The organism is Pseudoalteromonas sp. S558 (genome assembly GCF_005886635.1).
GTDB classification, from domain to species: domain Bacteria; phylum Pseudomonadota; class Gammaproteobacteria; order Enterobacterales; family Alteromonadaceae; genus Pseudoalteromonas; species Pseudoalteromonas aliena.
Genome location: NZ_PNDU01000078.1, coordinates 1 through 10,482 on the forward strand (window position 1 = coordinate 1; position 10,482 = coordinate 10,482).

Here is a 10,482-nt window from a genome sequence, read left to right on the forward strand (position 1 = left end):
AATTGCAGGCTGCACCGTTTATATCTTTATAGACTTCGCCCATCACGCCAGCAAGCTGTGCGTCTACAAGTAAATTTAACTACGGCGTCAAATTTTACCGGTAGGCGTAGAGCTTGCTCACGCGAGAAGCGAAGCTTCTAATTACTTAACTTAGAACGGTTATAAACCATCAACTAAAACTTTTACTTCACACCACACTCTTTACACTCTGAATCTTTGACTACTTTGAAATGCTGTTGCTTTAAAGTAAGCGCATCAAAGGTTATAAATACACTTCCATCTGCATGCCTTAGTAATAAGTTGATCGTAAGTTGCGCCTGCATAGAGCCTATTACACCAAGTAGCGGGCTAATTACTCCTGCGTTACTGCAATTTATAACCGGTGTAGCTTCGCTTTGTGGAAAAACACAGCCATAGCACGGGCTATCACTTTGCCTAAAATTAAAGCCCATTAACTGCCCTTTGGTTGCCAATGCAGCACCCGAAATTAACGGTGTTTTATTGCTAATACAATAACGATTAACGCTATAGCGAGTATTAAAGTTATCAGAGCAATCAAGTACTATGTCAGCCCCTTTTAACATGTTAGTTGCGTTACTCTCATCTAGCTTTTGGCAATGCGTTACTATTTCTATTTGATTATTAAGACTCGCTAATACTTTACCTGCGGCGACGACCTTGTTTTGCCCTAAGTGACTTATTTTATAAAGCACTTGGCGCTGTAAGTTTGAAAGCTCAACCTCATCATTGTCAATTAAAATAAGCGTTCCAACACCCGCAGCGGCTAAATATAAAAGTGCTGGACTACCTAACCCACCAGCCCCCACTACTGCAACCGTTGAGGATTTAAGTGCTAACTGCCCTTCAAGCCCAACTTCTTCAAGCAATAAATGGCGGCTGTAACGCAGGGTTTCTTTATCGCTTAGCTCATTCACGTTTATCAGCCTTGTTAGTATTATCCTTGTTACTATTAATGTGCACTGCTTATGGCCACTTGCAGAGCGATTATAGCGTCTACGTAATTATCAGCTTCGGTAATCGCACGCACGACGGCAACACTGCCCACGCCAGTTTTCGCTACCTGTTCAGCACGGCTTAAATCAATCCCGCCTATTGCTACTGTTGGGTAGCTTTGCATAAGCGGTACAAATTTAATGAGCTTTTCAAGACCTTGTATTTGCCCTGTCATGTCTTTTGTGGTGGTTGGGTAAATAGCACCAAATGCCATGTAACTAGGGCGATAATTATGCGCACGTAGCATTTCATAAAAGCCATGAGTAGAAAGCCCAAGCCTTAACCCTGCCTCTTTAATTGCCGCTAAATTAGCAATGTCTAAATCCTCTTGCCCTAAATGCACACCATACGCACCATGTTTAATAGCTAGCTGCCAGTAGTCGTTTATAAATACCTGTGCGTTGTATTTCTTGCCCAGCTCGACAGCTTGCTTAATGAGCTCATCTAGCTCGTCTTGCGTTTTATTTTTAACGCGTAACTGCGCTGTTTTAATGCCTTGCTGTAAGCATTTTTCTAACCAATCTGTACTATTTACAACCGCATATAAGCCCAGCGATTTACTTTCACAAGGTGCAAAATCAGCAGCCATATTAAAATCAAGCGGTACATCAAAATCTAGTTCATCACCCAGCCAGCTCCCCGGCTCAATCACTTGTGGGTAGTCATCTAAATTAGTGGGGAACGATGTATGGGCAACCGGTCCAATCCCTTCGCCGTAACGTACCGACTGTTTTAGCCCTTGGTTTATATATGCTTTAGCTAAAATAAAGGCATCTTTTAATGGGTAGTCTTTAGCTAAACACGCAGCAATTACCGAAGCCATGCTACATCCGGTGCCGTGATTATGCGGTGTTTGTATTTTTTGATTACCAAGCCAGCATTCTTCAGCATTTTGTGTATTACTATCAATACAATAATCAATGCAATAACCACTTGGGTAATCCCAATGCCCGCCTTTAATAACAACGGCTTTCGCGCCCCAGCTTAATAACTTATTAGCTGCTTCTTTTATTGCAGCAGGGCCAATTAAATACACACCGGTTAATAACTGTGTTTCGTGTGTGTTTGGAGTTATTACATCCACTAGCGGCAGTAAACATTCTTTTATTGCACTTACCGTGTCCTCTTCTGTTAATAAATCGCCGCTTGAGGCAATAGCAACGGGGTCATATACAATAACAGGCGGCGTTGGCCACTTAGCTTTGTAGTGGCTTATATGTTCGCTGATCAACTGAATTTGCTGCACGTTGGCAAGCATGCCAATTTTAATCACCTTGGCTTTCATGTCTTTTTCAAGTGCAAGTAACTGCGATTCAATAATATCAGTGGACACTGCATTAATAGCCTCTACACCTAAACTATTTTGCGCAGTCAATGCCGTAATTGCCGTACAACCATGCACACCAAAACTTTGCATTGCTTTTATATCAGCTTGAATACCGGCACCGCCGCCAGAATCAGAGCCGGCAATTGTCCACACTACGTTATTCATATTTTTTCCTTACTGCTGATGCCAAAATGGCATACCCATTGTTGGGGTTGATGGGGCTGCAACGTCTTTTTCCGGCATCGCCTTTGCTTTGTATGCAAAGCGCCCTGCTTCTACTGAAGCTTTAAATGCGCGGCTCATAGTAATTGGGCAACCCGCCCCTGCAATGGCTGAATTTAATAATACCGCATCATACCCCATTTCGAGTGCTTGGCAGGCATGCGATGGCAAACCTAAACCGGCATCTACTATTAATGTGGTATCGGGTAAGCGCTCTCGAATAGTTTTTAAATTATAGCTATTTAACAAGCCTTTACCGGTGCCTATTGGCGCCCCCCACGGCATAAGCACCTCACACCCTAGTTCATTTAAGCGCTGGCAAAGTACTAAGTCATCGGTGCAATAAGGCAATACTTTAAAGCCATCGTTAATCAATATTTTTGTAGCTTCAAGTAGCGCAAAAGGATCCGGTTGTAAATTGTAATCATCGCCAATCAGCTCTAGCTTTATCCAATCGGTGGCAAATACCTCTCGGCACATTTTTGCAAGCGTTATGGCCTCTTTAACACTATGGCATCCTGCAGTGTTAGGCAGTATTTTTAAACCTGTATTTTTTATTAACTGCCAAAAGTCATCACCCGCTGCTGCACTTTGTTGGCGCCTAAGCGACACGGTTACAATTTCAGCCCCTGAGGCAACTATTGACTGGGTCATAATATCGGGCGACGGATAAAGCGCAGAGCCTATTAATAAACGACTCCTTATTTGCTCTCCATAAATAGTTAAACAGTCTTTAGTTTGCATGAGCTTTATCCGCCTTGAATGGGTGACAGCAACTCAACACTGTCGCCTTCATTAAGTACATAGTTACTGTGCTGACTTTGTGGAATAAATTCGCCATTAACAGCCACAGCAAAAGGCGCAACTGCACCAAAACGTTGAAGTACCTCAATGAGTGCTTTGCTATTAACATTAAGTAGCTCGCCATTAATTGTAATGTTCATTTTATTCTCACTCTATTCTTACTGTATTTGCGAAACTGCTTGCGCCACTAATGCCGGCGCTAACATATAACCATGTCGATATAAGCCGTTAATGCTAATTACATTGCCAACTTGTGATACTTCTGGGCGGTTATCGCTAAATGCGGGGCGTAATCCGGTTTGAATATTAAGTAGTCGTGCTTCGGCAAACCCGCTGTGTACGGTATAAGCCGCTGAAAGTAACTCAAGGGTTGATCGCACTGTTGCGGCTCCATCGTCTTGCGATTCGATTTCAGTCGCACCAATTACATATTCACTGTTAGGTTTAGGCGCTATATAAATTGGGTAACGCGGATGCATTAAACGCACGGGCCTGATTAAACTTACCTCTGGTGCGTATAACCTTGCTACTTCGCCGCGCACACCTCTAAGCGGTTTATCATCTTGAGTATTTTTAGCACCAAGCCCACGGCAATCAATAATGTAATCGAATGGTCGATTGTTTATTTTATTGTCGCTAATGGTTACTCGCTGGTTAAATACAAACTTTACTTTGCGTTTGTTGAGCTGTGCAAAGCTGGCTTTATAAAATGCTTGGTTATCTATTTGCCCCTCGCAGGGTAAAAATAGACCTTGGTTAAAACGCCCTGCAAGTTCAGGTTCAAGCATTGTAATTTGTTGAGCATTTACATGCTCGGCAGTGTGATCAGCTAGCGGTTTTATACGCTGTGCAAAGCTTTGTAAATCGCCTTTATCCTGCTGGTGCGCAATGACCAATGTGCCTTGCTGCTGAAAAAAAATCTCGCTTTCAAGTTCTGCAATAATGCTAGGCCAACGATTCATTGAATCAAGGCCCATTAAAGCTAAATCAGCCTCGCACAATACCGACTCTGCAAGTGGGGCAAGCATTGCTGCTGCCACTTTACCTGCGCTATTTTGTGTATGCTCATCGTCTGCTTCAAACACCGTTACATTATGCGACTTACTTAGCTCAAGTGCAGCTAACCTACCCGCTAAGCCAAATCCGACAACCGCAATGTTATAAGACATGAAAACCTCCAAAAGCAGCTATTCGTAGGTGCGAATTTACTTCGCACTTCTTCAATTTTTAAAGAAGCGAGGTATAAAACCTCACCTACATCTGCATCTAAACTCTTGCTATACCGCTTTGTGGTAAATTTCTGAGCCTGTTTGCTTAAACTCAGCAGATTTAGCTTTCATTTCGGCTTCTACATCAACCATTTTTATTTCAATAGCGTCGCCAGCGTTATTAGGATCAATACCGCGTGTTTCTAAATCTTTAGCGTAATCTCGTACTTCTTGGCTAATTTTCATAGAGCAAAATTTAGGGCCACACATAGAGCAAAAGTGAGCCACTTTACCTGATTCTTGTGGCAGGGTTTCGTCGTGATATTCGCGAGCACGGTCTGGATCTAAACCTATATTAAATTGGTCATGCCATCTAAATTCAAAGCGTGCTTTTGATAAAGCGTTGTCACGCTCTTGCGCACCTGGGTGACCTTTTGCTAAATCGGCGGCATGCGCTGCAATTTTGTAAGTAATTAAACCCTCTTTAACATCTTCTTTATTTGGCAGACCTAAATGCTCTTTAGGTGTTACATAACAAAGCATTGCACAGCCGTACCATGCTATTTGAGCGGCACCAATACCTGAGGTGATATGGTCATATCCTGGTGCAATATCGGTCGTTAGAGGGCCTAAAGTATAAAAAGGCGCTTCGTCGCAATGCTTTAATTGCTCATCCATATTGGCTTTAATCATGTGCATTGGCACATGCCCTGGGCCTTCTATAAATACTTGTACGTCGTGTTTCCACGCAATTTTAGTCAGTTCACCTAATGTGCGTAGCTCACTAAACTGTGCTTCATCGTTGGCATCAGCAATAGAGCCCGGACGAAGGCCATCACCGAGTGAAAAACACACATCGTATTGTTTTAAAATTTCACAAATATCTTCAAAGTGCGTGTATAAAAAGTTTTCTTTATGATGCGCTAAACACCACTTAGCCATAATTGAGCCACCGCGTGACACAATACCGGTTACACGTTTAGCCGTCATTGGTACATAACGAAGTAGTACACCCGCATGAATAGTAAAGTAATCAACACCCTGCTCAGCTTGCTCAATTAGCGTATCGCGAAAAATTTCCCACGTTAAGTCCTCAGCCACACCGTTTACTTTTTCAAGCGCTTGGTAAATAGGTACTGTGCCAATAGGTACAGGCGAATTACGTACAACCCATTCACGCGTTTCGTGAATGTAACGTCCCGTTGATAAGTCCATCACGGTGTCTGCACCCCAGCGGGTAGACCACACCATTTTTTCTACTTCTTCTTCAATAGATGAGCTGACCGATGAGTTGCCAATGTTGGCGTTAACTTTAACTAAAAAGTTACGCCCTACAATCATAGGCTCTGTTTCTGGGTGGTTAATATTGTTTGGTAAAATTGCGCGACCACGGGCTATTTCATCGCGTACAAATTCTGGGGTAATAAATTCAGGAATACTCGCGCCAAACGACTCGCCTTTATGCTGCGCGGCAAGTAATTCTTTACGAATTTCTGCACGTCCCATATTTTCGCGAACGGCTACGTATTCCATTTCAGGAGTAATAATCCCTTGGCGCGCGTAGTGCATTTGCGTTACGTTTTTACCTGCGATACCACGGCGAATTTTTGGTAAGTGATCAAAGCGAATATGATCCAACCCTTCGTCTGCCATGCGTTGCTGCGAAAACTGCGACGTAACAGATTCAAGAACTTCGGTGTCACCACGACTTTCAATCCACTGCTCACGAAATTTTGGTAAACCTTTGCGCACATCAAGTTCAAAACTAGGATCGGTATACGGTCCCGACGTATCGTAAACACGTAGCGGATCGTTTGACTCATAAACAGGGTTTTCATCTGTGCCGCCAATAAACGTATCACTTAACGTGATTTCACGCATACCAACGCGCACGCCTGGTTGTGTGCCTTCAACGTATACTTTATGAGAATTAGGGAACGGTTGACCCGTTAAGTTATAAATATATTCAGACGCGGCAGCGCGAGTTTCTCGGCGCGACGCTTTATTTGTAGTGTTTGACATGACTTGCCTCATTGCTTAAGGGTTGTCTTGTCAGATATTCCGAGGAATAGAGAAAGATCGTAAAGCAGCGCTAATGCTACTTTGCAGCCTAAAATAATCAAAATCACTTTATTGTGCGCATAAAAAAAGACGCACAAGCGTCCTATTTAGGCAGCTTGTTCCCTACGCAGGTATTAGCCTGATCAGGTTCACGGATCCCGCTTTCGCGATCTCAGCCACAAACTAATTACTTAGCTTTGGCACTCCGACAAGTATTGATATAAATTCTGTTCATTGATTTGATAGTATCATTCATCAAATCTGCGCTGAGTGTACGCCAGTTAAAAATTGCTCGCAAGGGGCAGTTTTTAAAACTTAAAAATTATTTAGGGATAAACACAAGTTTTTGTTTGCCTTGCATAACTAATTGCTGGTCTTGCATTTTAAGCTCTGCGCCTTGCTTTAAGGTTTGGAGTAACTGTTGCTCAAACTCATCAAGTTCTTCACCGCACGACTTGCGCGTCATCCCTAATTTGCTTACAGTCAGGCTGCCTTCTTCAAGTGAACCTTCACCAAAAAATTTATTACAGCCAGCAAAGCCGTTTACTTGCAGTGCTTCAATAAAACTCATTGATGCGCTAAACGAAGGTGGAATTGCTAAACCATCAACACGTGAAAGTTGCCATTGGGTATATTTTAGCTGCTCACTGGTAACCGTCCCTGTCGATGCGCAACCAACACATAAACCGATTATAAGCATCGGTATTGCTGCTAATTTCATACTGTTATTAACCCATTATCTAATTACCTTAATAATAACAATATTTATGCGATTTATCCGTTAAAAATGCATGTTTTAAATGTAAATTTTTGTTCTATGATAGTTTAAAAGCTGTTCTATTCAGCACTTAGTTGTAGTTTTAAATAAACTATCTATTTTTTCTGGCAGAAATGGACGGCCTTTTTCGTTAACGGACGTTCCGATTACCAGTGCACTAAGCATCTCCCTTTCGTCACTTTTGCGCACAACCGTTTGCTTAAACGCAAACTTTAAACGACTAATACGCTGTGGCTCTACTGCAACGTAAAACTCATCTCCTGGTCGGAGTGAAAGTTTATAATCCATTTCGCTACGCATCACGACAAGATTAATTTTGTCTTTAGCAAGCTGAGCAAAATCAACGCCATTTGCGTGTAAAAACTCGTGGCGAGCATGCTCCAAATAATTAAAATACACACTGTTATTTACGATACCCTGTAAATCACATTCATAATCACGTACTTTAAAATCAACTTTGAAGGTCATATTAGTAATCCTAACTATTTAACGTATAATTGCCGCATTTATAGCATATGCGCTTAAATAATTGCTACCATACGAGTCCCTAAAATGGAGTTAAGAAACCTAATGAACTTACGTTTGTCTTTAATCACCGCCGCACTTTTACCGCTTTTTAGTGCACCACTTGTAGCTCACGCTGATGATAGCGACCTAGAAAGAATAGTTGTAACTGGCGACTTTCAACGCGAAAGCATTCAAACTTTAAGCGCGAGTGCGAGTTTATTCAGCGAAGATGAAATTAACCAACGTGGTGCAAGTTACTTAGACGAAATGTTAGGCAGTACCGCCAATGTAAACTTTGCGTCTGGTGCGTCGCGCGGTCGTTATATTCAAATTCGTGGCGTGGGACTTCGCTCACAATTTGTAGATCCTATTAATCCATCTGTAGGCTTAGTTATTGATGGTATTAACTATTCTGGCCTTGGTGGCAGCTCATTGTTATTTGATATTGACCAAGTAGAGATTTATCGTGGACCACAAGGTACACGCTTTGGTGCCGACGGTATGGCCGGTATGATCCAAATGGGATCAGCTAAAGCTACAGCCGATCCAAGCTTAAAATTACAACTAGGGACTGGCACCTACAACACACGTGAAGCAGGCCTTGCAGCAAGCACTGGCTTAACTGACGACACAAGCGCTCGCGTTAGCTACTTTCGCAGAAAGTCAGACGGTTACGTTGATAACCTATATTTAAACGACGAAACACAAAATCAAGACGAACAAGTAGCCCGCTTTAAATTAAACAGTCAGCTTACAAAGCATTTAAATACTGAGCTAAACCTTCACTATATTGATATAAACAACGGTTACGATGCGTTTACGCTTAATAACAGCCGTAATAGTGTTGCCGATGAACCAGGTCAGGATAATCAACAAAGCTACGCTATTGGCCTTGCTAACACCTACACAGGTTTTGACGCTTTTGATGTAAACCTCAACCTATCGGCTATTGATACCGAGTTACTTTACAGCTTTGATGAAGACTGGGTATGTAACGATGCAAATAAGCCACTGTTATGTGCTGCAGGCTTGCACCCAGATGGATACAGCTCAACTGACCTTTATAGCCGCGATCGCGATGATCAATCAATAGATTTACAATTTAATTCTAAAACTGGTAACTGGGTTGCGGGTGTTTATTATCAAAATCGTGATGTTGATTTAGCGCGTAAATATACATGGTTAGCAAGCCCGTTTTCTTCAACTTACGAAACAAGTAATGTTGCAGTATATGGCCAAGTAGCGACTCCAATTGGCCCTAAAACAACACTTATTACAGGTTTACGTGTAGAGCAATACCAAGGTGACTACACCGATAGTAATGGCTTTATACAAGAAACTGACGACATAATGGTTGGCGGTAAAATTGCGCTAGAATATCAAGTAATTGATCGCACTATGATCTACACCAGCATTACCCGTGGTTACAAAGCCGGTGGTATTAACTCTGAAGCGCTTGCTAAAGCTAAAGATGAAGGCTTAAACCTAAGCGCTGATTTTTTCCAGCAACACACTAGTTTTGACCCTGAATACTTATGGAGCGGCGAATTTGGTGTTAAAGGTTCATCGCTTGATGACAAATTTACGTTGCGCTTAGCTGCATTTTATATGCACCGCGACGATATTCAGTTAAAAGCATGGCAAGTAGAAGGTCAGCAATTCACCGGTTATGTCGATAACGCAAGCTCTGGCAGTAACTATGGCTTAGAAATCGAAGGAAACTACCAACTAATAGACAATTTATTTTTAACCGGTAGTGCTGGTTACTTAAATACAGAAATAGACGGTTTTGTAACTAAATCTGGTTTAAACCAAGATGGCCGTGAACAAGCACAATCACCTAAATACCAATATGCGTTTACCGCTCGTTATAACTTTACTAATGAACTGTACGGCATGATTGGTGTTGAAGGTAAGGACGATTACTACTTCTCAGATAGCCACAACTCACAAGCACCAAACAGCAACTTAGTTAATTTAAGCTTTGGCTATGAAGCAGACATGTGGGCAGTACGCGCATGGGCTCGTAATGTGTTTGACGAAACGGTTCCTACACGTGGCTTTGAGTTTGGTAATGATCCACAAGATGGTTACACAACGCATACCTATACACAATTAGGTGAGCCTCGTGTAGCGGGTGTTACGTTTACGCTTAACCTGTAAGACATAAAAGTTGGCTTTCAAATGAAAGCTTCCAGCAAGCAAATAAAAACACCGCGTTTAAATTAAACGCGGTGTTTTTTATGAGAAGTAAAAATTTACGGTAGACGTAGAGCTTGCTCAGGTGAGAAGCAAAGCTTCTAATTACTTTAAATTAAGCATTAGCGACATCTGTGAAGAGCTTTTAAAGCTGCGCTTTAACGCGCCAGCAAGCTGTGCGCCTACAGGTCAATCATCACGCTCTTTGCATATCAAATAAGTAACAATAAAATGTGTGTAGACGTAGAGCTTGCTCACGTGAGAAGCGAAGCTTCTAATTACTTTAAACTAAGCATAAACGACATATAATCGAACAACTTTTTTAAAGCTTCGCTTTAACGCGACACCACAATCCAGCCCAC

The 10,482-nt window shown here is 42.1% G+C and carries 9 protein-coding genes and 1 riboswitch; of the genes, 1 reads left to right on the forward strand and 8 read right to left on the reverse strand.

The genetic code is table 11. The features are described 5' to 3' along the window. Positions 1-182: 182 nt before the first annotated feature. The 8 genes from CWB66_RS06265 to CWB66_RS06300 all read right to left on the reverse strand — a co-directional run bounded on the left by CWB66_RS06265 (position 183) and on the right by CWB66_RS06300 (position 7,882). Complete coding sequence (locus CWB66_RS06265) at positions 183-935, reverse strand: HesA/MoeB/ThiF family protein (RefSeq protein WP_138584699.1); 753 nt, start codon at positions 933-935, stop codon at positions 183-185. Between the two features lie 35 nt (positions 936-970). Beyond that, complete coding sequence (thiE, locus tag CWB66_RS06270) at positions 971-2,506, reverse strand: thiamine phosphate synthase (protein ID WP_138584700.1); 1,536 nt, start codon at positions 2,504-2,506, stop codon at positions 971-973. Between the two features lie 9 nt (positions 2,507-2,515). Further along, positions 2,516-3,307, reverse strand: coding sequence for a thiazole synthase (locus CWB66_RS06275; protein WP_138584701.1), 792 nt, complete (start codon positions 3,305-3,307; stop codon positions 2,516-2,518). Between the two features lie 5 nt (positions 3,308-3,312). Further along, positions 3,313-3,507, reverse strand: a complete 195-nt coding sequence (gene thiS, locus CWB66_RS06280) for a sulfur carrier protein ThiS (protein ID WP_138584702.1) — start codon at positions 3,505-3,507, stop codon at positions 3,313-3,315. A gap of 18 nt (positions 3,508-3,525) precedes the next feature. Continuing rightward, positions 3,526-4,536, reverse strand: coding sequence for an FAD-dependent oxidoreductase (locus CWB66_RS06285; protein WP_077536042.1), 1,011 nt, complete (start codon positions 4,534-4,536; stop codon positions 3,526-3,528). A 108-nt stretch (positions 4,537-4,644) separates the two neighbouring features. Then, entirely contained in the window at positions 4,645-6,597 is a 1,953-nt protein-coding gene (gene thiC, locus CWB66_RS06290; RefSeq protein WP_138584703.1) for a phosphomethylpyrimidine synthase ThiC, read from the reverse strand. Between the two features lie 142 nt (positions 6,598-6,739). Beyond that, positions 6,740-6,854: riboswitch (TPP riboswitch) on the reverse strand. Positions 6,855-6,958: 104 nt separating this feature from the next. Beyond that, positions 6,959-7,357: an META domain-containing protein gene (locus CWB66_RS06295; RefSeq protein WP_289508497.1), complete on the reverse strand. Its 399-nt coding sequence runs from the start codon at positions 7,355-7,357 to the stop codon at positions 6,959-6,961. Positions 7,358-7,477: 120 nt separating this feature from the next. Further along, entirely contained in the window at positions 7,478-7,882 is a 405-nt protein-coding gene (locus tag CWB66_RS06300; protein WP_077536044.1) for an acyl-CoA thioesterase, read from the reverse strand. Positions 7,883-7,984: 102 nt separating this feature from the next. Here CWB66_RS06300 and CWB66_RS06305 point away from each other — a divergent pair, with 102 nt between their 5' ends. Beyond that, entirely contained in the window at positions 7,985-10,084 is a 2,100-nt protein-coding gene (locus CWB66_RS06305) for a TonB-dependent receptor (protein ID WP_138584704.1), read from the forward strand. Positions 10,085-10,482 lie beyond the last annotated feature (398 nt).

What these genes read in the sequence shown, in the direction of transcription:
- CWB66_RS06275 (WP_138584701.1), bottom strand. Translation starts at nt 3,307, where the DNA reads ATGCAAACTAAAGACTGTTTAACTATTTATGGAGAGCAAATAAGGAGT.
- CWB66_RS06300 (WP_077536044.1), bottom strand. Translation starts at nt 7,882, where the DNA reads ATGACCTTCAAAGTTGATTTTAAAGTACGTGATTATGAATGTGATTTA.
- thiS (WP_138584702.1), bottom strand. Translation starts at nt 3,507, where the DNA reads ATGAACATTACAATTAATGGCGAGCTACTTAATGTTAATAGCAAAGCA.
- CWB66_RS06305 (WP_138584704.1), top strand. Translation starts at nt 7,985, where the DNA reads ATGAACTTACGTTTGTCTTTAATCACCGCCGCACTTTTACCGCTTTTT.
- CWB66_RS06285 (WP_077536042.1), bottom strand. Translation starts at nt 4,536, where the DNA reads ATGTCTTATAACATTGCGGTTGTCGGATTTGGCTTAGCGGGTAGGTTA.
- thiE (WP_138584700.1), bottom strand. Translation starts at nt 2,506, where the DNA reads ATGAATAACGTAGTGTGGACAATTGCCGGCTCTGATTCTGGCGGCGGT.
- CWB66_RS06295 (WP_289508497.1), bottom strand. Translation starts at nt 7,357, where the DNA reads ATGAAATTAGCAGCAATACCGATGCTTATAATCGGTTTATGTGTTGGT.
- thiC (WP_138584703.1), bottom strand. Translation starts at nt 6,597, where the DNA reads ATGTCAAACACTACAAATAAAGCGTCGCGCCGAGAAACTCGCGCTGCC.